Consider the following 23161-nt stretch of genomic DNA (forward strand, 5'->3'; position numbering starts at 1 on the left):
TGGTTACCTTTTGCCCTCTGATGCCTGAACAGCTTTAGCAGGAATGGTAAGACGGTCTTTTGGCATGAGCAGTACAAAGACTAGACCGAGCACTGCAGGAATCAAAGCCCACATAAAGGTTTGTGCAATAGAGGTGGATAACGCACTTGATATTTTTTCTAATATTTCAGCAGGGATCTTCGCTCTTGCTTCAGGTGTTAACGCAGCGCGTGGATCTCCGAAAGCTGCTGACTGTTCACTACCGCCAAAAGCATCGCTTAGACTGTTAGTAAAGCTATTCCGCTGAATAATCCCGAAGATCGTAATTCCCAGCGTCATTCCAAGGGAGCGCATGAAGGTACTGGTTGATGTTGCCGACCCCCGTTGACGCATATCGAAATTATGGATAGCTGCCATGCTCAGCACGGAGAAGGAAAAGCCTACGCCGAACCCAGTCAGAGCCATAAATACATTAAGCATGAGGCGGGAGGTATCTGGTGATAAAGTGCTTAGGCTGTAGACCCCTGCGACAAAGCAGACTGCGGATAGGATCATAATGTTGCGGAAGCTGGTTTTTGTTGTAAGCAGCCCCCCGGTCTGACTGCCAACGACCGTACCGATCATCATCGGCATAAGGATCAGCCCTGAGTTCGTAGCTGAGCCGCCAAATACACCCTGCACAAAGATAGGGATATAAATAGTAGCTACGATAAAAGCAGAACCATAAAATAAGCTGGTCACGCTGCTTGTTGCAAACAACCGTTTGCGGAACATAGCGAACGAGATCACAGGTTCAGCAGCTACTCTCTCAATAAGGATAAACGCCAGCAAGAGAACAGCAAAACCTACGAATAAGCCAAGGATGGCACTGGAATCCCAAGCATATTGATTACCACCAAGTTCCAGAGCGAACATTAGGCAGATAATCGCGCCAACCAGAGTGAAGGCTCCGCCCCAGTCAATGCGCTGTTTAGCGTGGGAGATCGACTCCTTATAAGAAGTTGCAATCAGGAACAGTGCAATAATTCCTAGCGGCAGGTTAATGTAGAATACCCACTGCCAACCAACATAGTCGGTAATATAGGCACCGAGTAAAGGTCCAAGTACACTGGAGATTCCGAAGACGGCTCCAAAGAGACCGGTCAATTTCCCTCTTTTTTCAGGCGGGTAAATGTCGAAAACGATGGTGAAGGCGATTGGCATTAGTGCACCGCCGCCGATCCCTTGAATGGCACGGTAAATGCTGAGCTGTGTGATACTGGTGGCAGTACCGCACAGAGCCGAGCCAATCAGGAATACAATCAATCCGAAAATGAAAAAACGTTTACGTCCGTACATATCAGAGAGCTTGCCGAAGATAGGGGTCCCGGCCATTACCATTACCATGTAAGCCGAGGTGACCCATACGATTTTATCCAGACCGCCGAGATCTGAGACTATCGTTCCCATAGCTGAAGCTACAATGGTATTGTCCATTGCGGACATAAGAATACCAAGCAGCAGGCCAACTACTACGAGTTTAAGATTACTTTCTTTAGTATGCATGCTTCGCAGCTCCTTCTTCTAAATAGTGATAGTTCTGTTCGAAAAATGTTCATAATTGGAAGCAAAATTTATTATATTCAAATTTGAATAGGGAGGCAATAGTTTTTTTGAAAAATAGAGATGTATAGCCAACCATAGAAGAATACGGCGGTAATAAAGGGACAAACTACCGGTGGAGATCATCTGTGGATGAATTAGGAATGCCTCTTGACATACCCTACGGGGGTATATTATATTATAACCAAGGAGGCTGATTCTTATGTCTACTGCCAAGAAGGAGCAAGCTGCAGAATCCTGCGACATAAATTGTCATTCTTCATCATCAGGAGAACGAAAAAGTCATCATTCGGCAGAATTCAAGAATAACTTGAATACGCGCCTCAACCGGATTGAAGGCCAGATCCGCGGGGTAAAGGGTATGATTGAGCGGGATACCTATTGTGATGATGTGCTCAACCAGCTCGCAGCGGTACAGGCGGCGTTAAATGGTGTCGGTAAGTTGCTGCTAGAAGGGCATATGAAAAGTTGCATTGTTGAGCGAATCGAAGCTGGCGAACATGAGGTTATCGACGAGCTCCTAATTACGGTTAACAAATTAATGAAATAATAAGCTAATGCTTCTAGAGCATAGCTTCACAACATTTATTGGAGGTTATATTAATGTCAAACGCTACATTAAACGTTGAAGGAATGTCTTGTGGTCACTGTGTTAACTCCGTAGAGAAAGCCGTAGGCAATCTTGGAGCAACAGCTAAAGTTGATCTTGCTGCTAAGAAAGTTTCCGTCGAGTATGATGAGAACAAAGTAAGCCTTGGCGCGATTAAAGAAGCGATTGAAGATCAAGGGTATGACGTAGTTTAGTTTGAAGCACAGTAATAAGGCTTGGAGTGATATGGGGAAGCAACCCGAAGCTCCAATGCCTTTTCTTTTAGAAATTATCATACCCTATAGGGGTATGTGGAGGCGTGGAAATCATGGATAAAACCAAAACAACAGCTTCACCAAACGAACAGCAGGCAACTGTACAGATTACAGGGATGACTTGTTCCGCTTGTGCAACCCGGATTGAGAAAGGTTTGTCCCGGATGGACGGCGTATCTCGTGCGAATGTGAATCTAGCCTTGGAACAGGCTACTGTTGGATTTGATCCGACAGTATCAGGGTTGCCACAAATTGAAGATAAAATCCGTTCTCTTGGTTATGACACTATTAAAGAATCTGCGGATTTTGATATATCGGGGATGACCTGTGCTGCTTGTTCCTCACGGATTGAAAAAGTGTTGAGCCGTACACCGGGCATAGCAGCAGTTAATGTGAATTTGGCGCTGGAAACAGCACATGTAGAATATACACCCGGTAATATCAGTCCAAGGGAGATCATGGAGAAGGTAAGCAGTATCGGCTATAAAGCTTCTCTTAAAGAAGACCGCAAAGATCATGTGGATCGTCGTGGAAAAGAAATTCAGCATAAAAAGTGGAAATGGATCATTTCTGCAATTCTTTCGTTCCCATTGTTATGGGCGATGGCGGGTCATTTCTCCTTCACCGGCTGGATTCCAACACCGGATATATTTATGAATCCTTGGTTCCAGCTTGTTCTGGCTACCCCTGTGCAATTTATCATCGGTTGGCAGTTCTACGTCGGTGCTTATAAAGCCCTTCGTAACCGGAGCGCCAATATGGATGTGTTGGTCGTATTAGGGACGTCAGCAGCTTATTTCTACAGTCTTTATCTGACCATTGATTCCTTAAGCATGAAGGGAATGAATCATACTGTAGAAATGTATTATGAGACGAGTGCTGTACTCATTACCCTTATCCTCGTCGGTAAATGGTTTGAGGCGCTGGCGAAAGGCCGTTCCTCTGACGCAATCAAAAGCTTAATGGGGCTTCAGGCAAAAACCGCCCTCGTAATTCGGGATGGGCAAGAAATGAATATCCCGACAGATGAAGTCATTCCTGGCGATATTGTATTGGTGAAGCCCGGTACTAAGGTGCCTGTGGATGGCGAAGTTGTCGAGGGATCTTCTTCTGTGGATGAGTCGATGTTGACCGGGGAAAGTATTCCTGTGGAGAAAAAACCAGGGGATACCGTGATCGGTGCCACTATGAATAAGAATGGTATCTTGAGAATCAAAGCAAATAAAGTGGGTCGCGACACTGCGCTGGCTCAAATTATCCGAGTAGTGGAGGAAGCTCAAGGCTCCAAAGCTCCGATTCAACGGATTGCCGATGTAATCTCAGGGATTTTTGTGCCGATTGTTGTGGGTATTGCTGTGATAACGTTTCTGATCTGGTATTTCTGGGCAGCCCCTGGCCAGTTCGCTGATGCCCTCGAAAAAGCTATTGCAGTGCTCGTAATCGCTTGTCCATGTGCGCTAGGTCTGGCAACGCCAACCTCCATTATGGCAGGATCGGGCCGGGCAGCAGAGCTTGGAATCCTCTTCAAGGGTGGGGAGCATTTAGAGGGAGCGCAAGGGATCCAGACCGTTGTGCTAGATAAAACAGGTACAGTGACGAATGGTAAACCCGTGCTTACCGATGTTGTGACTACTACTGGAATTGCAGCTTATGGAAAAGAAAACGCGGAAAACCGTTTGTTAGCTTTAACTGCAGCCGCCGAAAAGCTATCAGAGCATCCACTTGCGGAAGCTATTGTTGCTGGCGCCGCTGATAGAGGTTTGGCTTTGCCTACTGCTGAGCAGTTTGATAATGTGCCCGGACGTGGAATTATGGCGGTTATCTCTGATCAGCAGGTTATGGTAGGCACACGGCGGATGATGGAAGATCATCAGCTCGATATCACAGAATGGACTCCAATTATGAAGAAGCTCGAGGAGTCGGGAAAGACCGCTATGCTAGTAGCGGTAGAGGGAGAAATCGCTGGGATTGTGGCCGTTGCTGATACGATTAAACCGACCTCAAAAGCGGCTGTAGCCGCGCTTCATGATATGGGTATTGAAGTCGTTATGATCACTGGTGACAATAAAATTACAGCTGAGGCTATTGCGAAGCAGGCAGGGATCGAAAAAGTGTTAGCAGAGGTTCTGCCAGAGGGCAAAGCTGAAGAGGTTCGCAAGCTCCAGCAAAATGGAACTAAGGTTGCCATGGTTGGGGATGGGATCAACGATGCTCCGGCACTGGCTACTGCCGATACGGGTATGGCGATTGGGACAGGAACGGATGTAGCTATGGAAGCAGCAGATATTACGCTGATGCGCGGGGATTTGAAGAGTATTCCTGATGCGATTATGATGAGCCGCAAAACGATGAGAAATATTAAACAAAATTTGTTCTGGGCGCTTGCTTACAATACAATAGGAATACCGATTGCTGCACTTGGGTTTCTAGCCCCATGGCTGGCAGGAGCTGCGATGGCATTTAGCTCCGTGTCTGTTGTCTTGAATGCACTTCGGCTACAGCGGGTAAAGCTGTAACATCACTATTTAGGGAGTGGCCACAGTGCAAGTAAATAACGATACAATTTCTCTGTTAATGAAACATGCCTCTGTCCGCAAGTTTCGGGATAAGCCAGTAAGTGAAGATCAGCTTAGCGCTATTATTGGAGCAGCTCAGATGGCTTCAACCTCAAGCAATGTTCAGGCCTATAGTGTTATTGCAGTTACTGACCCGGCACTAAAGACGGAGCTTGCGGGATTAGCGGGCAATCAGGCTTATATAGAACAATGCCCAGTGTTTTTGGTCTGGTGCGCTGATCTGTATCGGCTGCGCGAGGTGACGAAACCTCATTTGCAGGGAGAGACTTCTTATGAAGATTCTGCTGAGAACCTGATTGTAGCTACCGTTGATGTTGCGCTTGCTGCACAGAATGCTGCAGTGGCTGCGGAATCACTAGGACTTGGAATTGTATATATCGGTGGAATCCGTAACCGGATCGCTGAGGTATCGGAATTGCTGGGACTGCCTGAATTGGTCTACCCGATATTTGGGATGTGTGTGGGTTATCCTGACGGAGCTTCGGGCCTGCGTCCGCGGCTTCCACTAGGGGCTGTTCTGCATCGTAATCGCTACAATGCGGAAACCACTGTGGAGCAGGTCAAAACTTACGATAAAGTCTCCTCAGACTATATGCGTGAGCGGACCCACGGCGCCAAAGACACCCCTTGGTCGGCCATTATGGCAGAGCGATTGGCACAGCCAGCACGGCTGCATATGAAGGAGTTCCTGCTGGAAAAAGGATTCCTTCGAAGATAACTAAACTTTCTTCACCTAAAGAGGCTGCCTTATTAGTAGTTCATTCTACTGATAGGGCAGCCTCTCTTTTTTATTCGGAGCCAGGAAGGTGACAGTTGTCATCTTAAAGAAATGACAGTCCATACTAATGTCATATCTTCTTTTTCCATATGATTGAAATAGATCAAACGCATTCGGAAGCGGAGGGATTACGTTATGGATAATATTATAGAAATGCACGGGGTCAGCAAAATATATAAGGATAAAAAGGCCGTAGATAATATCACCTTTAACATTGCTAAAGGTTCGATTACAGCTATTCTGGGACCGAACGGAGCGGGTAAAACAACGGCATTAGGCATGCTGCTGGGGCTAATAGAGCCTACCGAGGGTACAGTGGAGTTGTTCGGGCATCATCCGAAGGATAAAGCAGTACGTGAAAAGACTGGAGCGATGCTGCAGGAAGTAAGTGTAATGGATCGGCTAAAGGTGCGGGAGATCATTGATCTGATCCGCAGCTATTATCCAAAGTCTATGGATATGGAGTTTCTAATTAAGGCTACTGGACTTGCGCCAGCCGATTTGAATAGATACGCCGAGAAGCTCTCGGGCGGTCAAAAGCGTAGTTTGGGCTTTGCGCTAGCCCTCGCGGGTAATCCGGAGCTGATCTTTTTCGATGAACCTACAGTCGGACTTGATATTACTTCCCGGCGGCGGTTCTGGGAAACGGTTCGTGGACTTGCGGAGCAAGGAAAAACGATTGTGTTCACGACCCATTATTTGCAGGAAGCAGAAGATATCGCGGATCGTATTCTGTTATTCAGTAAAGGCCACTTAGTTGCGGACGGAAGTCCAGATGAGATTAAATCGCGGATTGTGAAGCGTTCCGTGTCCTTCCTGCCTGTGGGTGATCGCTCGCAATTGCGCAGCAACCTGCTAGACCTAGCTGCTATAGAGGATTGTTATGAAAAAGATGGCCGCATTCATGTGACCACAGAGGATACAGATGAGGCGCTTAAAGCGATTTTTGTGGCTGGACTTCCCGTGAAGGATGTTCGAATTGATCAGGGACGTTTGGATGAGGCTTTTGAACAATTGACCATGAACCAAGAGGAGGCTGTCTAACCATGAGACTAATTACTGTACAGTGTAAAGCAGAAATGCTGCGGATCATCCGTAATCCCTATTATGTGTTCTGGTCTTTGCTCATGCCCATCATGTTCTATTTCATCTTCACCCGGGTGGTCAATACAGGTAGCGATGACCTAACGTGGCGTGCTCATTATTTAATGTCTATGGCGACCTTCAGTGTAATGGGCTCAGCCATTATGACGCTTGGCATCCGGTTGGTGCAAGAGCGAACACAAGGCTGGACCACCTTTATTCGGATTACACCGCTGCCGGGTTCGATCTATTTTTTCGGAAAAATGTTCGGACAGACGATGATGCATCTGTTTTCAGTCATTTGTATTTTTATCGCAGGCTATTTAATCAATGGCGTCTCTTTATCCGCAGGTCAATGGGTACTTAGCGGGCTGTGGATCCTGATCGGTTCTCTACCATTTTTAGCGATTGGTACGCTTGTAGGTGCTATGAAACGGGTGGATACAGCCAGTGGAGTCAGCAACGTGATTTATATGGCTCTTGCTGTAGCAGGGGGCATGTGGATGCCGATTGAGATTCTTCCACGATTAATGCAGCGGATTGGTCATTGGTTGCCTTCCTATAACTATGGGAATGGAGCCTGGGAGATCGTTCGTGGATCAGCTCCAACGTGGAGTAATGTCTTGATTTTGCTCGGATATTTGGTAGTTTTTATGTTACTATCGGTCTATATTCGAAAAAAACAGGAAGCGGTGTGAATGAATGGCTGAGCGTGCGAAGTTCCGGTTATTTCCACAAAAACAGGGGTTTTTCCCTTTTGTATGGGCTGTTTATCTGGTTTTGCCCATCCTGAATTTGCGCGGGGAGACTGGAATGAAGCTCATTCTGGGCGGGATTATGATAGCGGTATTTGCCCTCAGCTATCGCCAGCTGTATTGGGTGCGGGGTGGAGTGTTTAATGTTTGGTTAATTATTCAAATGTTGATCATCGTGGTGCTTAGTGTGTTCTATACCCCCTATAATCTGTACATGGGCTTTTTCACCGCAAATTTTATCGCATATTATACGGAGAATAAAGGTTTCAAAATTGCATTTACTTCTTTTGTGATCATGATCCTTTCGGTGCTGGTCTTAGTGGGTCGTGGGATGGAGTGGGGAAGTGTGATATTTTTAGCTCCGTTTATTGTTATTATGTTGATTAGTCCGTTCGGAGTGAGGTCCATGAATCGGAATCAGAAGCTGGAGAAAGAGCTGGATCAAGCGAATGAGGTAATTAAAGAGCTGGTGAAGCGTGAGGAACGAATGCGAATCGCCCGTGACCTGCATGATACCCTTGGCCATACCTTGTCCTTGATTACGTTAAAGAGCCAACTCGTAGAGAAGCTGGTGACGAAAAATACGGAGCGAGCCCAAGAGGAAGCGCGGGAAATCCAGCGCACTTCACGGGCTGCGCTCCGTCAAGTGCGTGAGCTAGTGTCGGAAATGCGTGCGGTCTCAGTAGCAGAGGAACTGGCTGAAGCTGGAGAGATGCTGCGGACGGCAGAGATCGCCTTAGAAGTGGAAGGGGATATCTCTCTGGAGGGGGTATCCGACCTGACGCAAAATATCCTCAGCCTCTGTATCAAAGAAGCGGTGACTAATATCGTGAAGCATAGCAGAGCGGATAAATGCTTCATAGGAGTGGCAAAGCTGGCTGGAGAAGTGCGAGTTACCGTTAAAGATAACGGCATTGGCCTACAGCACGGGGAGAAAGGGAACGGCGGGCTTAGCGATGGAAATGGCATGAAGGGGATGGCGGAGCGCCTATCCCTGATTGATGGCTCCCTGTCGCTAAGCTCAGCTGAGGGTCAGGGAGCTACGCTGATCGTTGCCATCCCGCTAATCGTAAAAGATGCACAAGGGGGTGAGACTGCATGATAAGCATTGTTATAGCGGAGGATCAACGTCTGCTTCGGGGAGCGATGGCTTCTTTGCTGGATCTTGAAGACGATATCGAAGTAGTCGGAGAAGCTTGTGATGGGGCGGAGGCGTTAGCTTTAATCGACAAGCTTCAGCCGGATGTCTGTCTCATGGACATTGAAATGCCGTTCAAGAGCGGGCTGGAGGTTGCAGAAATATTGCGGAGTAAGGGTTGTCCGACCCGTATTATTATTTTGACTACCTTTGCCCGTCCGGGATATTTTGAGCGTGGAGTAAAGGCTGGTATTCAAGGGTATTTGTTGAAGGACGAGCCTGTAGATAAGCTAGCTGAATCTATTCGTCGTGTCATGGCTGGACATCGGGAGGTATCTCCGGAGTTAGTCTTTGGCAGTCTGCGGGAGGAGAATCCATTAACAGCACGGGAGCGAGAGATTTTAAAACTGGCTGGAGAAGGGCAAACCGCGAGCGAGATAGCCTTTTCGCTGCATCTGTCTTACGGCACTGTCCGCAATTACATCTCTGAAATACTCAACAAGCTGGAAGTGAAAAGCCGGATTGAGGCGGTACGGCTGGCGGAAGAAAAAGGCTGGATTTGAGGGGAGAAGGGTATTGTTATGCAAATATTTCTGATTCGTCATGGTGATCCGGACTATTCCATAGATAATCTAACGGAATTCGGGCATCAGGAAGCAGCGGCATTGGGAAAACGCATGGCATCTAGCGGTCTGGATGAATTATATGCTTCACCATTGGGGTATGAACTATCGCCCAAGGGGATTAATGGGTAATCATGTTTAAGGTGACTGATTAAGAGCGAGCTAGGATATTGTCTATGAAGTGAAAGGCCATCCCGCAGAGGATGGCCTTTTTTTTAAATACAACAAGAACGTATAAGTTCGGCACGATACATTATCCTTCTATTTCTCGCATAAGCGCTTACCGTTCTTTAGGGACATCGAAGGCATTTTTGTTTGCATATAAGAATCGTGCCCCTTGCCCAGTTCCTGATTTCCACTTGCTATTGTACTAACGGACTTAGATGCAGCTATTTGTACATTTTAAGCCTTTTGGAGGAAGTTGTGGACTCGAGAGATCTTATTTTCCATAAATGGAGGGAATATCGTGCTATTTTAGTGATATAAAGTCTCTGAAGTCCGTTAGCATCCCGGAACAGCGAAATAGTTACGAATAAGGGCTGTGGTGTCCGAACGCAATTCTGAATTCTGCTCGCAATAAAGCTACATTGGCAGATAGCAGCAGCTTTTCATGAAATGGTCGACTCATTTTAGTTTTGAGCCTACTCTATCTGAAATTCCACTCTTCACCGTGGATTTAATTTCACCTGTGAACCTTTGCCGCCTGTCTGTATGCCCGTTTCCTTCGTTCCAACTTCCTTCAAGTCAGTCACTAGTCGCTCCAATACGGCCTTGGAGGCAGCCGCTTCTTTGGCGCCGGATGCCTTCACGACTAATTGCACCGGCTTGCCGGAGCGGAGATGCTTATCAGCCTGACGGAGCTTAGTATCGTAGTCGTGCTCTTCAATATGAGCAGTAAAGCGGAGTTCTTTGACCTTCTCCTTGCTGCCGCCCTTTGCAGCTGAACCCCCACTGGCCTTGCGTGCTGAGGCTGCTTCTTTCTGCGCGGCCGCTTTTGCTTTGCCTTTTGCAGTTAGGCTGCAGGGCGGTGGGCTGCTCATTAGCGAGGTGCATACCAGATCAGCACCTGCTGATCTGGCCATGGCCAGCGCCTCTTCCCGGGAGACGATACCCAGCTTCTCACCCCTAAGTCCTGTAAGGACTACTTCGGATGCTCTGATTTGTTCATTGATTAATACTGCCACTTCTATGAATCCTCCCCTGATAACGATGATAAAGCTATCATATATGGAACTAGCTTGAGGTTCAAATGTGGAGCGTAGGATTAGCGTTACTAATCCTCTCAATTTCTTCTTTTATGATTTTTAGGATTAGTTTTTTAGATGATGTTGCTAGATATTCTCGGTTGCGCCGCTGCAATATACCTACTTGTATGAACGGTTCGCTTAGTGCAACATCTATTTTTACGATATCTGTCATTAAAGCTGTCGAATCAAGCACTACCCCTACCCCAGGGTTCTTTCTTACAAAATGAGGAATAGCAGAAATTTGGCTTATGGTGGATAAAGTGGGCTTTGATTCGAATCTCGAAAATTGCTTAGCTAACCGAAGGTAATATAAGCAAGTGCGCCCTCCAGCTATAATTGGATATTCAAGAATTTCTCGAAATGAAATATCGTCTCGTCCGCTTAAAGGATGATTTTCATCTACTATAAAAGCGATTTTCTCTTGATAGAGCGGTTCGAAATAAATGAAAGACAGGTCGGACGGCTCACCGCAGATGGCGAAATCCAGCTCACTTTGGAGGACAAGCTGTGAGAGGGAATCAGTGTTACCCTGAATGAAGTTACATGCCATCTTTGGTTTTTGCTCCTGAAACTTTCGCAAGGCGTTCGGTAGGACGGATTCCATCATGGATTCAATGCCTCCGATATGAAGTGTGCCAATTTCGTCATGCTGTAAAGCCTTGGTGAGTTCTGATACATAGTTCCAATGTTGAATAAGGTTATCGATTTCCCCTGCAAAAACTTGCCCAGCACTTGTCAGTTCTACTTCCCAGCCTCTGTGAAAGAGTTGTATGCCCAGTTCTTTTTCAAGTCGTTGAATTTGGTTGGTAATGGTAGACTGCGCATAATTCAACTTCTCGGCAGCGCGTGAGAAAGTGCCTTCTTGAAGAATGGTCTTAAAAGCCATCAGTTCTTTTAGATCCATCGATTGTCACCTCTATCGGTATAATTGATTAAGATTATTATCTTATTCAATTATATAAATCAAAATACTGAGAGTACAATAAAAGAATTCCAAAGAAGGAGTGAATTAAAATGCCTTTCATTAGAGTCAGTTATCTGGAGCAACAATACGACATTCATCAGCTAGAAGGAATATGCAGAGCGATTATGAGCGCGTTAATTCAGCATTTCCATGTACCGGAGGATGATATGTTTCAGGTTTTTCATGCGCATAAAGCGGGGGAATATTTTTATAGTAAAGATTATTTAAATATTGAACGAAGCGACGGACTGATATATATCCAAGTTACGCTAAAATCCGGAAGATCAACGGAACAGAAGAAAAGCTTTTACGCGAGGCTAGCCGAGGAATTATCGATGACGCTAAACATCAGAAAAGAAGATATATTCATTGTGCTCGTCGATACGGAATTCGAAGATTGGTCGTTTGGTAACGGTGTTGCTCAAATGCTACAACCTCCGGTTAGGGAGGCGTAATATGGCGCATCAGAAAATCGCCACAAATGTACGGGAATCGTTAGGCGAGTTCGCTCCGGCATTCGTCGAATACTCGGAAAATGTGTTATTTGGGGACTTATGGAGACGTGAGCAATTATCACTTCGGGATCGTAGCATGATTACGATTTCTGCCTTGGTGATGGGGGGCATGACGGAACAACTCCCCTATCATCTGCGCTTGGCTTTAGAGAACGGCTTACAACTTGAAGAAATCGTGGAGGCCATCACCCACCTTTCTTTTTATGTAGGTTGGCCGCGAGCCTCTTCTGCTCTAGAGGTTGCAAAGGATGTAATAGGAAAAAATAAATAACGTCTGACTTTTTAATCCCATCCGTAACCTTTAGGAACTTCATTGGCACTTGTATATAATACGGAAGAAGGGAGCGGGGGAGAAAATGCTTCAGTATATCGAGGAGGCTAAACAAGGAGACCGACAAGCCTTTGAACAGATTGTTAGGCACTTTACACCGATGGCAATTGCAGTTGCGTCCGAAAAGCTGCGTGACTATCAGTTAGCGGAAGATGCTGTGCAGGAAGCTTTCACAGAAGCCTTTTTGCATTTGAATAAATTACGAGCAGTAGAGGCATTCCCGGGCTGGTTTAAAGCTATTGTGGTGCGGCAATGTTATCGCATCTTGCGAAGAAAGCAGCGTCCTGCATTACCCTACGATGAAGCTGCGCAAGCGACAGAATCTTCATTTTCTATAGCAGATATTATTGAAAAAAAGGAAACCCAGCGGCTGGTTCACGAGTCTATAGCTGCATTAACGTCCAATATGCGGATTGCCGTTCAATTATATTATTTTCAAGGCTACTCACTACAAGAGATTGCTGACTTTCTGGGGACTTCGGTTTCGGTATTGAAGAAGCGACTTTTTGATGCCCGCCGCAAACTGAAAGGTGCATTGCCTGTGGCAGATGTTCTTTCCGTATTCAACCATTTGTACGAAGGGGGAAAAGATGTGCTTCACATTGTAAATGGAGATGTAGTGGGAGAGAAGCTGCGGCAAGGAATCGTTAAAGGTGATGTACTGGTGTGGAGAGAGGTATATTCGCATGGGCCCGTATTTTTGGATCCTGCCGATGGAGATAACCGTGCAGTTCGAGCGCAATATTTGGAACAAACGATGGGAATTCCGCAGAGGGAATTTATTGAAAATAGTGAGAGGCAAGAGAAGATTTTAGCTGATTTTCATAAATATGAAGAAGTGGTGTTATGGTTCGAGCATGATTTATTCGATCAGACGATGCTCAGTTATTTACTCCATTGGTTCTCGAAGCAGAAAATATTAACCACCAAGCTAAGCTTACTATGCATTGGAGAATATCCGGGAATAAAGTTATTTCGAGGACTTGGACAACTTTCTATAGAGCAGATGGAAACATTATCAGGCACATGGAAGCTAATCGGAGCCAAAGAACTAGAAGCAGGTCAAGCACTCTGGGAAGCCTATGTATCACCGAATCCAGAATTGCTGTCACAACGATTAACTACAGATACGTCGGCTTTACCCTTTGCACATGACGCCTTCCGGGCGCATTTATCCCGCTTTCCTTCTACTACAAACGGACTTGGCATCGTAGAACAACTCACGCTGGAGATGATCTATGAGGGAATAAAATCACCCTATGAGCTGTTCAAAAATGTGGGTGATAAGCTTCATATCTTGGGAATGGGCGACTTGCAATATTGGCATATTCTAAGAAAGCTGGTGCAAGGCCCGTACCCTTTGCTACAAACCCATGGATGCAATGAGTTCCCTGTTTATAACGATTCAGTAATGCAATTTAAAGACTGTGAGCTTGTATTAACAGAGCTAGGTAAGAGTGTAATAACTGGAAACGAAGACTGGGTGCAGAAGAATGGCAGCGATGAGTGGTTTGGAGGTGTACATCTGCAAGGATTGACTCCGCGCTGGCGGTGGAATCCGTTGGTCGGTGCGCTTCAGGATAGAAGTGCCGAGGCGTAATTTATTAATCTAAATGTTTGCTACACAAGGCATATTGAGCATAAAAAGACTTCCACTAACTTGGAGATACTCAAGCGCTCCAGAGGGGGAAGTCTTTTTTTGTTGTATCCATATATTATATGAATAGTAAATATAGTATATATCATCTATTTAAAGGGTGATTGATCTTTGTTGGAGAATATTATCTATAGAATAAATAGTGAAAGTATTCACTTGTTGATGTAAAGGGAGGAATATTCGTTACACGATAGGAGGATGATGTATCAATGTCCATACAGAATAAAACAGTAATGATAAGAATTGCAAAAGCGAATTTAAAAGCGGAAAAAACCAAAAATTACTTTGTAGGCAGTGTAATAGCTTTAGCTGCATTTTTATTAACTGTTGTAATGACCTTTGGTTATAATTCTTTTACTAACCTACAAAATGAGTCGAATTTCCAAGCTTTATTCTATAACCTCAATAACAATGAAATCTCACGATTGAAAGAAATAGAGGAAATTAATAAAATCGGACTCTATAAGGAAATAGGCAGAGAGAAAAAAGAAGAACGTTTATTGTCCATTCTCTACACGGATCCAGCCATGATGGATTTATCAAATGCCAATATCGTTCTGGGGAAATTTCCTACAAAAGAAAATGAAATTGCAATAGAAAAAGACTTTCAGTTATCCGATGATCGAAGCCTGGGGCTTGGCGATTCTATTTCTTTGCAATTTAGAAACAATGCCAGCAAAGAATTTCAAACCAGCCAATTTGTGATTACTGGAATTCTGCAAACAACCGCATCAGGTAACGAGAATCGAATCGGTTACAATGCTCTGGTATCAAGCGCGTTCGTTGAGGCGGATCCGTTTCTTTCCAAAGAAGATTACTCCGCGGCAATTAGCATCAACAATAGCAGCAGTTATTCCAACGAGGAACTGAAGTCAAAAATCAAAGAAATAGGGCAGCGAATGGGTATCCCTGAGAGAAATATTCAGATCAATAATGTGAATGTGGATAGTAATAATCTGTCAGGAAGCACTGTGATAACCATCCTGTCTATCATGCTGATTATCGTACTGGCTTGTTGGCTTGTCATCTACAATATCTTTTATATTTCAATTACTAAGCGAATTAAACAATACGGACAACTTAGAGCAATCGGTGCAACAAAAAAGCAGATAAAACAGCTTGTTCTATATGAAGGGAAAAATCTTTCAAGAAAATATATCCCTATTGGAGTTATCTTTGGATGTTTAATGAGCTGGATTTTAAGTGGCTTTCACTGGAATGCAGCTCCAAGTTTTTCACTTGCTTTTTTAGCAGGTTTGCTCACCAAAGTAACAGTTAGAGCTTCATTAAACGCACCATCTAAATTCGCATCAAGAATCTCCCCTATAACAGCGATTAGACATGTAGATGCCGATGTTAATACAAAAAAGGAGAAAAGAAACTCTAAAAGACTAACACCATTTTCTTTAGCTGCATTGAACTTATCAAGAAGCAGGAAAAAGACGGTGTTAACTTTGCTGTCTCTTTTTTTAAGCGGAACGCTATTTGTTTCCTTGGGGACATTGTTAAACTCGGTCGACCCAATCTCAAAAGCAGAGAAATATTTTCCAAATCATGGTCAGTTTGATATTCAAATTAATAATGATTTGTATTCTGAAACAACCTCATTAAGTGATCTTCAGACGGAAGGGCAACTATCTACTTCTTTAAAAAATAAAATCCTAGCTATAAATGAAGTTGAGGACGTAATCGAACATCAGTATATTGAAGCTGCTATCGAAGGAATAAAGACGGATGACGGGGCCGCGATAGTCAGTATTGAGAATATCCCTACGTTATACAACGAAAGATGGAGTAGTCATTTGGCTGAGGGGAAGATCTCGGATGTTGATTCATCGGATGCATCCTACATTCTCTTGAACAGCGCCAGTAGTGACTTAGATTATTACGGGGCTCATTACGCTGTCGGTGATCATATTTCATTCATAATTGCTAATGATCAGGAGAAGGCCAAACATGATTTTGAGATCATTGGAGATATTCCGGATAAGAATTCAGGAACTTCATTTTATCTTCCACCCCAAGTAATGCAAACTATAGCCCCTTTTAATAGCAATAAGAGCTACGAAGTTATTACTATGGATAAAGCGAATGAAGAGTTAATAAAGAGTGAGTTAGAGGGTATGATTCTCAATGAGGATACACTCAAATTATTGTCTTTTTCCGAAGTTGTGGAATCTAATAGAATTGCTTTTAGAACTATCACTATTTCAGTGTATAGCTTTATGGTTTTTATAGCAGTATTCAGTATGATCAATCTCTTGAACACCATAATCACCACTATTTCTGCAAGAAAAGGGGAGCTAGGCCTTATGCAAGCCATAGGAATGGGCCGAAAACAATTAATGGCTATGTTAACCTATGAAACAGGATTTTTAGTTGTCGGAAGCTTTACGATGGCTCTTGTTACGGGCAATCTAATGGGATACATGATATGTAAGAGTGCGGGGAATATGGGGGGGCTTTCCTACATTCAATACCAATTCCCTTGGAGTGCTATTTTCCTGTATTTCTTGGTTATTTTACTTGTCCAGACTGGTATGGTTCAGTTTGTTAGACGAACAATATCGAAGCAGAGCATTATAGAGCAATTAAATTAACGATGCGGAAAGTTTAGCTATATTTAATAAATCCCTCGCCTTTATACGGGCCAAACGTGAAAATAAATAGTGAGTAGCAATTAACGTTGAAGGGTGATTTATATGCTGAAACTACCGGTGTATCATTCCGTTATTTCTTCCAATGCCTTAGTACCCGTAATTAATGATCTTTATGAAATCGGGGATGTTTTGGAGTGTAGTTTTTATGAGAACGGACTTAATGATACCTATTTACTAAAGACCTCTATTGATAAATACATTCTTAGGATCTATAAAGCTCATTGGCGAAATAGACATGAGATTGATTTTGAAGTGGAGTTATTGAATCACTTAAATAAGAAGAATATCCCTGTATCGGCTCCGGTAATCAGCAGGGATGGTGGTTACCTAGTTGAGCTGGAGGCTCCTGAAGGAACACGTTACGCAGTTCTGTTTACTTTTGCAAAAGGCAATTATTCCGATGAAAAAACTAGCTGTGAATTATACGGTGAACAAGTGGCTAAGATGCATCTGGCTATGGATGATTTCGAATGTGGGCAGCAAAGATTTACGCTTAATCTGGATCATCTGCTTAAAGAACCGCTTCAATCGATTCGCAAGCCTTTATCCCACAGGCAAGAGGATATCGATTATCTAGAATCTTTGTCGGAAGTATTGGCAAATAGCATAGCAGAAATCTCATCAGAGCTGGATTGGGGGGCATGTCATGGTGATCTTCATGGAGCGAACGTACATTTCTACGAGGATACCCTGACTCATTTCGACTTTGATTGCGGAGGTTTTGGCTGGAGGGCCTATGATGTTTCCGTGTTTTTGTGGTCAAGGGTTAGAGGGAAAGAACGAGAGCATTTTGACAATGAACAATGGACTGTTTTCCTGGAGTCATACCAAAAGCATAAAGTATTATCTGAGAACGATCTAAAGGCAATCCCTATATTTGTTGCTATCCGGGAGATATGGTTGATGGGTCTGCACACAGGGAACGCACAGGTTTGGAGTTGTGGGTGGCAAAACGATCATTACTTCAATACTAATCTGCAATTCCTACGTAATTGGTGTGAAGTTCATTCTATCCAATAGACAATACCCAAACAAGAAGCCACTCCATATTTAGGGGTGGCTTTACTTCAGTCATTATTCATAAACGTCTTATGATAAGCGTTACGATATTGGGTGGGCGTCATGTTTTCGTATTTTCGGAAGAGGCGCATGAAATATTTATCGTCGGTGAACCCCGTCTCTGTCGCGATTTCCCTCACGCTTAATGCGGTTCTGGTTAGTAGCTCCTTCGCTTTAGTCACACGTGCTGAATGGATATATTCCAATGGCCCCATGGAGGTATGCTGTTTAAATAGCCGAGCTAAATAGTCCTTGTTGTAATTGAATTTATCCGCGATAATGGCCACGGTAAGGGGTTCGCTTGCATGAATCCTTGTCCACTCAGCTATTTTGACGAAGGTGACATCTTGCTGTGCGCGGATCAGCTTACTGGCGAACGGCTGAAGTGCATGCTCAGATAGCTCAATTAAAAGCGAGGTCAGCAAATAATTAACGCTGGAATAGGTTAAATACCCCGAATTGGCCACATGAAGGATTTGATTCGCCAGAATATGAATCCGGTCACTATGTTCGATTTTTATGATTTGGGGCAGATATAGATCATGTACGGACCATAAGCGCTGTGTGCGCGAAAAGATTTCTTCTGCCTCAGGCTTCATTTCCTCCTCACTCAGCAATAGCCCCTCGTTTGTCAGTTCGAAATGAAACCAATAAAACTTAACCCCGGGTCGTGACTCTCTATAGCCGACATGTGTGCGATTAGGCATGAGCAGAAGAGCTTCGTCAGGGCCTACTTCAAATTGTTTGTTTTCCTCACTCAAATACACCGTTTCGTTCACGCCAATGATTAGTTCGTAGTTCCCCATAACACGCTCCACATGCTTCCATGGTGTTTCTGAGATAAATTCACCTGCCGCTGTAAAATGAACAGGTACATCTGCATTTATTTTTAAATAGCTCATGCGGTCCTCCTAGCAATCAATAAGTCGGGTTTGTCCACTATTTGTACGACTGATCTACCGACAAATCAACGTTCCGGTGTTATCTTATGGATACAAATATACACTTGTCATCTAACCCTGACAAGATTGCGAGGGAGCGATTTCATTGAAGACGCAAGCTTTTGATCTACAGAACGTACGAATTGATTCAGGTCCACTTCTCCATGCGATGGAGTTAAATACTGATTATTTACTCAAGCTTGAGGCAGATCGGCTTCTGTCGCGTTTTCGCGAATATGCTGGCTTAGAGCCTAAGGCTGCTCACTACGAGGGCTGGGAATCTCAGGGGATTAGCGGCCATACGTTAGGCCATTATATTTCTGGATGTGCGTTAATGTATGCCTCTACGGGAAATGAAGAGTTGCTACAACGCGTGAATTATGTAGTAGATGAATTAGAGCAATGTCAGGATGCGCATGGCAATGGCTTTATTTCCGGCATTCCTCGTGGCAAGGAGTTATTTGAGGAAGTGAAGGCAGGCGACATTCGCTCACAGGGCTTTGACCTCAACGGAGGTTGGGTGCCACTTTACACGATGCATAAGCTGTTTGCAGGTCTTCGCGATGCTTATCGACTGGCCGGCAATCAGAAGGCGCTCGTTATTGAAACGAAGCTAGGGCTGTGGCTTGAGAATATTTTTGCAGGGCTGAGTAAAGATCAGATCCAAGAGGTGCTGCGTTGTGAGTTTGGCGGCATGAATGAAGCGCTGACGGATTTGGCAGAGGATTCCGGGGAAGAGCGTTTCCTCGCGTTAGCGGAAAGCTTTTATCATGGGGAAGTCTTTAATGATCTTGCTATAGAAAAAGATACCCTAGCTGGAAGACATGCTAATACACAGATTCCAAAAATCATCGGAGCTGCTAGACAATATGAGGTAACAGGGCAGGAGCATTATGCAGGTATTTCCCGCTTCTTCTGGGATCGGGTCGTGAATCATCATTCTTATGTGATCGGCGGCAACAGCTATAATGAGCATTTTGGTGAACCGGATAAGTTAAATGATCGATTGGGTGAAGGCTCCTGTGAGACATGCAACACGTACAACATGCTGAAGCTAACCAAGCATATGTTCCAATGGGATGCGTATGCAGCGTATGCGGATTACTACGAACGTGCGATGTATAACCACATCTTAGCCTCTCAGGAGCCGGTAGATGGCCGGGTATGTTACTTTGTATCTCTCGAGATGGGTGGACATAAATCATTTAATTCGAAGTTCGAAAGCTTTACGTGTTGTGTAGGCTCGGGAATGGAAAGCCATTCTATGTATGGCTCGGCGATATACTTCCATAGTGCAGATGAGCTTTATGTCAATCAGTACGTACCTTCTACAGTGGCTTGGAAAGAGCAAGGCATTAGCTTGCAGCAAGAGACCAAGTTCCCGGCAGAGGGACAAGGTGTACTGCGGATCAGTGCAGCACAGCCAACGAAATTCACATTAAAGCTAAGACATCCTTACTGGGCTGAGCAAGGGATGAGTGTTAGCGTAAATGGTGAAGATGTTCAAGTAAATGTAGGCAAATCTAACTACTTTACTTTGGATAGAGAGTGGCAGGATGGAGACGTTGTCGAATACGATATTCCGATGTCGGTGAGAATCGAGACGATGCCGGATAATCCGAACCGAATTGCATTCCTTTACGGTCCACTTGTGCTCGCAGGTGATTTTGGGCCTATAAATGCAGAGGTCAATAGCGATCGCGCCCTTGCCTCCGTATTAATCGGAGATGGGGACACACTGACGGACAACCTCATCCAATCTAATGTGAGCAAAAATGTGTTCCGGATGAAAGGTTTAGGGTATACAGGGGATCATGAGCTTCGTCCGTTCTACCCTATGCATGATCATCGTTATTCCGTGTATTGGGATTTGTTCACACCGGAAGAGTGGAAGCTGGCAGAGGCTGAATATCGCGAAGCCGTGGAGAATAACTTGCTGCTTGAACTGTTAACTGTCGATTCCGTACAACCTGCTGAAATGCAGCCTGAACGCGATCATAATTTCACAGGTGAATTTGTAGGCTTAGGCAAAATCCACAATCGCAAGTATCGGGACAGCTGGATCAATGGCTGGTTCTCCTTCACGATGGAAGTTTTGCCGGATGAGCAAGTGGATCTGGTGGTCACGTATCTGAAGTCGAACGATACTTCGCTGGCATTCGATATTTTGGCGGATGGGGAGCAACTTGGTGTAGGCACTCTTGAGTCTGAGGAGATGAATAAGCTGGAGACGATTCGCTATGAACTCCCGCAACCGATCACGAGCGGCAAATCAGCGGTTACGATCAAGTTTGCTTCTCATGAAGGACATAAGGTTGGTCAAGTGGCCGGACTTCGTATCGTTAAACGTAATTCTTGAATTAAAAGGCTTACAGAATTATAATAGGGTCAATTCTTTTAATTGAGGTGAAATGGATGTCTTTCCGTACCGTTACAAGGAACTAGTTATCGGGCTGGGTGAAACGCGTACCAGCTATCAAGGGGGGAGTCTACCCTTTTGATTACAACTAACTAGAGCTTTGTACGGTGCCATAGGCAGCTATTTTTGTAGAGCCAGGCACTTAACCTATTTAACTTAGAGAACCGTTTATTTGTGGATGGTTTTTTACAGTGGGATAGGGGCGCCTGGCTTTTTTGCATTCAATTAAAAGAGGGGATAAACGATATGTTAAAAAAGAGTCTAGCTCACCTAAAATGGTGGGTAGGTGGTTATATTTTATTGGGTTTTGCCATTCAGCTGTTAAGTAGTTTAGGTGTTGTTGTCTTTCAAAAAATATTAGATAAGGCCACGGTAATCAACAGTTTTGATGAAATAGCAACATTAATTATGGTGTATGGGGCTCTGCTGGCTGGGGTGGCGATCCTGAATTATATAGACGAATACCCGAGTGTGTTTTTATCGAACAGCATCACGGAGAGGTTAAAGATCATTGCACTGTCCAAAATATCAAAAATGGATTATCAAGCGTATCAGGATATGGGGACAGGGCAAATGATTAAGGTGATCGAGAACGGGGCAGCGGCTGGAAACAGTATTATTTTTTCTTTTTTTCTCAAAACACTACATGAGCTATTACCTACTCTTCTATTCAGTCTAGTCTTTATCAGCTTCTACGATCTAAGGATCATGTTAGTGATTGCAGCTGGCTACGTGGTCGTCTTTCTGATAACAAATCTGCTGTTGAAATTTCTGTATGCCATGAAGGCAACCATTCTCCAAGAGCAAGAAAAGATGTCCAGATTCTCTATCCGCGGGTTTATGGAATTGGTCGTCTTTAGAACCAACAAGAGATATGAGAAAGAGATCGAGAAATTAAGCCAGACCGCGCGCACTATCATTCATAAAAATGCTCAGCTAAAAATGATCCATGAAGCTTTTTTCGCTATATTCGAGTTATTTGTCACGATCATTAAAGTTATTGTCCTGATTTATGGTGTGAAAAGCATTGTCGCAGGCGAGACCTCACTTGGTATTGTGGTCGCATTGTTTATGTTCATCGATAAAATTTATACCCCAATTGCCATCTTCAATGTTTTATTTGTAGATTACAGACTGAATAAAGTGACTTACAGAAGATTCGAGGAATTTATTGCTGCCCCAGAAGATAAGAACTTGGAATCCGGAGAAGCCATCACTGAGCTCCAAGGCAATATTGAGTTTAGGGAGGTGTCCTTTACTTATGGGAATGTGCAGATACTGAATAACCTGTCATTTTCGCTTGCGCGAGGAACTTCCGTTGCTATTGTCGGATTAAGTGGAGGCGGGAAATCTACGCTGATTAAATTGATTGTGGGGTTATTAAAAAAGGGCGAAGGTGAACTCTTACTGGACGGTAAGGATATCGATGAGATTCGTTTGAATAGCTACTATGATCATATTTCCTATCTATCCCAAGACACGCCGATTTTCGATGCTACGATAAGAGATAATATTGTATTCGATGAGGATACTCTGTCCGATGAAGAGCTATATGAGATTTTGGAAAAAGTTCATTTGCAGGAAAAAGTAAGCCATTTGCCGGATCGCTTAGATACTTTGGTGGGCGAAAAAGGTCTAAAATTATCAGGAGGCGAAAGACAGCGATTAGCCTTTGCCAGAATCATTGCCCAAAAAAGAAATATTCTAATTCTGGATGAGCCTGTGTCAGCGCTTGATAATATCACTGAGCAGAGTCTTATGGAGACGATTTTGAATGAATTTAAGGACAAAACTATCATCATTGTGGCCCACAGGCTTAATTTTATAAAAGACGTTGATAAGATATTGGTAGTGGATCAAGGGTCAATTGTTGGGGAAGGGAAGTTTGATGATTTAATAGAACAGTGCGAAGCTTTTAAAGCGTTATGGAATAGAAAAATATCGTTTACAGATTATCGATAAATTGCTAG

General features: G+C 44.1%; 20 protein-coding genes. 16 read left to right on the top strand and 4 right to left on the bottom strand.

Translation table 11 applies throughout. The features are described 5' to 3' along the window. Positions 1–3 precede the first annotated feature (3 nt). Positions 4–1524, bottom strand: coding sequence for an MDR family MFS transporter (locus tag NSQ50_RS01905; RefSeq protein WP_036682771.1), 1521 nt, complete (start codon positions 1522–1524; stop codon positions 4–6). A 259-nt stretch (positions 1525–1783) separates the two neighbouring features. Here NSQ50_RS01905 and NSQ50_RS01910 point away from each other — a divergent pair, with 259 nt between their 5' ends. From NSQ50_RS01910 to NSQ50_RS01950, 9 genes are all read left to right on the top strand, one after another. Continuing rightward, positions 1784–2131, top strand: a complete 348-nt coding sequence (locus tag NSQ50_RS01910) for a metal-sensitive transcriptional regulator (RefSeq protein ID WP_051491259.1) — start codon at positions 1784–1786, stop codon at positions 2129–2131. A 53-nt stretch (positions 2132–2184) separates the two neighbouring features. Further along, a complete protein-coding gene (gene copZ / locus NSQ50_RS01915; RefSeq protein WP_036682768.1) occupies positions 2185–2385 on the top strand; it encodes a copper chaperone CopZ in 201 nt (66 codons plus the stop codon). A gap of 113 nt (positions 2386–2498) precedes the next feature. Next, a complete protein-coding gene (locus NSQ50_RS01920) occupies positions 2499–4961 on the top strand; it encodes a heavy metal translocating P-type ATPase (RefSeq protein ID WP_036682766.1) in 2463 nt (820 codons plus the stop codon). Positions 4962–4986: 25 nt separating this feature from the next. Continuing rightward, complete coding sequence (gene nfsA, locus NSQ50_RS01925; RefSeq protein ID WP_076224889.1) at positions 4987–5739, top strand: oxygen-insensitive NADPH nitroreductase; 753 nt, start codon at positions 4987–4989, stop codon at positions 5737–5739. A 195-nt stretch (positions 5740–5934) separates the two neighbouring features. Continuing rightward, positions 5935–6843: an ABC transporter ATP-binding protein gene (locus NSQ50_RS01930; RefSeq protein WP_076224891.1), complete on the top strand. Its 909-nt coding sequence runs from the start codon at positions 5935–5937 to the stop codon at positions 6841–6843. Positions 6844–6845: 2 nt separating this feature from the next. Beyond that, complete coding sequence (locus NSQ50_RS01935; protein WP_036682760.1) at positions 6846–7580, top strand: ABC transporter permease; 735 nt, start codon at positions 6846–6848, stop codon at positions 7578–7580. A gap of 4 nt (positions 7581–7584) precedes the next feature. After that, positions 7585–8739 (top strand): sensor histidine kinase, encoded by a 1155-nt coding sequence (locus NSQ50_RS01940; RefSeq protein WP_076224894.1) that lies wholly within the window; start codon positions 7585–7587, stop codon positions 8737–8739. Then, positions 8736–9338 (top strand): response regulator transcription factor, encoded by a 603-nt coding sequence (locus NSQ50_RS01945; RefSeq protein WP_036682756.1) that lies wholly within the window; start codon positions 8736–8738, stop codon positions 9336–9338. The genes NSQ50_RS01940 and NSQ50_RS01945 overlap by 4 nt, the downstream gene beginning before the upstream one ends. Positions 9339–9356: 18 nt before the next feature. Further along, the gene (locus NSQ50_RS01950) at positions 9357–9530 is read left to right on the top strand and encodes a histidine phosphatase family protein (RefSeq protein ID WP_081386973.1); all 174 of its coding nucleotides are present in this window, start codon (positions 9357–9359) and stop codon (positions 9528–9530) included. A gap of 533 nt (positions 9531–10063) precedes the next feature. Here NSQ50_RS01950 and infC read toward each other — a convergent pair. Next, a complete protein-coding gene (infC, locus tag NSQ50_RS01955; RefSeq protein WP_076101229.1) occupies positions 10064–10582 on the bottom strand; it encodes a translation initiation factor IF-3 in 519 nt (172 codons plus the stop codon). A 61-nt stretch (positions 10583–10643) separates the two neighbouring features. Continuing rightward, on the bottom strand, positions 10644–11549 hold the full coding sequence (locus tag NSQ50_RS01960; protein ID WP_076224895.1) for a LysR family transcriptional regulator: 906 nt from the start codon (positions 11547–11549) through the stop codon (positions 10644–10646). A gap of 110 nt (positions 11550–11659) precedes the next feature. On the opposite strand from NSQ50_RS01960, the gene NSQ50_RS01965 reads away from it, so the two are divergent. The 5 genes from NSQ50_RS01965 (at position 11660) to NSQ50_RS01985 (ending at position 17792) form a co-directional block, all read left to right on the top strand. Further along, positions 11660–12064, top strand: a complete 405-nt coding sequence (locus NSQ50_RS01965; protein WP_038568393.1) for a tautomerase family protein — start codon at positions 11660–11662, stop codon at positions 12062–12064. A gap of 1 nt (position 12065) precedes the next feature. Continuing rightward, positions 12066–12395, top strand: a complete 330-nt coding sequence (locus tag NSQ50_RS01970; protein WP_036682746.1) for a carboxymuconolactone decarboxylase family protein — start codon at positions 12066–12068, stop codon at positions 12393–12395. Between the two features lie 85 nt (positions 12396–12480). Further along, a complete protein-coding gene (locus NSQ50_RS01975; protein WP_076224896.1) occupies positions 12481–14055 on the top strand; it encodes a sigma-70 family RNA polymerase sigma factor in 1575 nt (524 codons plus the stop codon). A 266-nt stretch (positions 14056–14321) separates the two neighbouring features. Continuing rightward, on the top strand, positions 14322–16712 hold the full coding sequence (locus NSQ50_RS01980; protein WP_076224897.1) for an ABC transporter permease: 2391 nt from the start codon (positions 14322–14324) through the stop codon (positions 16710–16712). A gap of 102 nt (positions 16713–16814) precedes the next feature. Next, complete coding sequence (locus NSQ50_RS01985; RefSeq protein WP_051491258.1) at positions 16815–17792, top strand: phosphotransferase; 978 nt, start codon at positions 16815–16817, stop codon at positions 17790–17792. A 47-nt stretch (positions 17793–17839) separates the two neighbouring features. Here NSQ50_RS01985 and NSQ50_RS01990 read toward each other — a convergent pair whose 3' ends face one another. Then, complete coding sequence (locus tag NSQ50_RS01990) at positions 17840–18733, bottom strand: helix-turn-helix transcriptional regulator (RefSeq protein ID WP_036682739.1); 894 nt, start codon at positions 18731–18733, stop codon at positions 17840–17842. Between the two features lie 145 nt (positions 18734–18878). Between NSQ50_RS01990 and NSQ50_RS01995 the strand changes: the two genes are divergently transcribed. Then, a complete protein-coding gene (locus tag NSQ50_RS01995; RefSeq protein WP_076224899.1) occupies positions 18879–21131 on the top strand; it encodes a glycoside hydrolase family 127 protein in 2253 nt (750 codons plus the stop codon). A 306-nt stretch (positions 21132–21437) separates the two neighbouring features. Further along, positions 21438–23153 (top strand): ABC transporter ATP-binding protein, encoded by a 1716-nt coding sequence (locus tag NSQ50_RS02000; protein WP_076224900.1) that lies wholly within the window; start codon positions 21438–21440, stop codon positions 23151–23153. Positions 23154–23161 lie beyond the last annotated feature (8 nt).

The sequence above is a fragment of the Paenibacillus sp. FSL R10-2788 genome, assembly GCF_038003885.1.
GTDB lineage: Bacteria > Bacillota > Bacilli > Paenibacillales > Paenibacillaceae > Paenibacillus_AQ > Paenibacillus_AQ odorifer.